We start from the raw sequence: 682 nt of genomic DNA on the forward strand, positions 1-682 counted from the left end.
AGTTGGTGTAGCCTCACACCAGTCAATGAACAGGAAGAGGGGGACATGATTGGCCAAGGTAACCGATGCTTGAAGGTGAATCGTATCCCCAAGGAAATAGACATTCGAGCCCCTCTCATACTGCCAGTCATCATTCATCAGTCGGATGCTGAAGTCCAGATAATCTGTGGCAGAAACTGTGGAAACAAATGGGCTCCAAGTGGGTGCCACTGCCGCACTGTCAACACTGTACCGCCTCTGGTAATGGCACTCAACAGGTATGACTGCACTTTCCTGGCGAAGTACACCATCAGGAGATGGTAGAGGGGAGTACACAATGACATTTGAATATACTACGGAGTCTCCAGTTACATGTAGTTTGGTTCCACAATCTTTGAAATAAGCAAGTATTGTCAACTGTGATTTCCCGGTTTGCACGGCTCCACATGACGCTGCAGACGCTTTGACAAGCTGTGTTGGGGAGCCCAGAAACAGCTCCTCAGCACTGACTGGAACCCCCGACGCAAACAAGTCTGCACTCATCACAATCTCTATCTCTTCATCATGACAGTACACGGACACGGTTTTCTCACGCTGATGTGGTACAGGGTCGTTTATCTTAGAAGGGGTTTGCGGAATCGCGGTGTGATACTGACTACTCAACAGCTTCTGGCTCGCCAAAGGCCCTCTTTGCTGGAATGAG

At 49.4% G+C, this 682-nt stretch carries 1 protein-coding gene; it reads right to left on the reverse strand.

Annotated features, from left to right (window positions below; translation table 11 throughout):
* Nucleotides 1-522 (reverse strand): zona pellucida domain-containing protein (locus DK870_RS29120; RefSeq protein ID WP_161550427.1); only part of this gene is annotated, 522 nt, incomplete at its 3' end.
* Between the last annotated feature and the right edge of the window lie 160 nt (nucleotides 523-682).

The sequence above is a fragment of the Pseudomonas sp. Q1 genome, assembly GCF_009935975.1.
GTDB lineage: Bacteria > Pseudomonadota > Gammaproteobacteria > Pseudomonadales > Pseudomonadaceae > Aquipseudomonas > Aquipseudomonas palleroniana.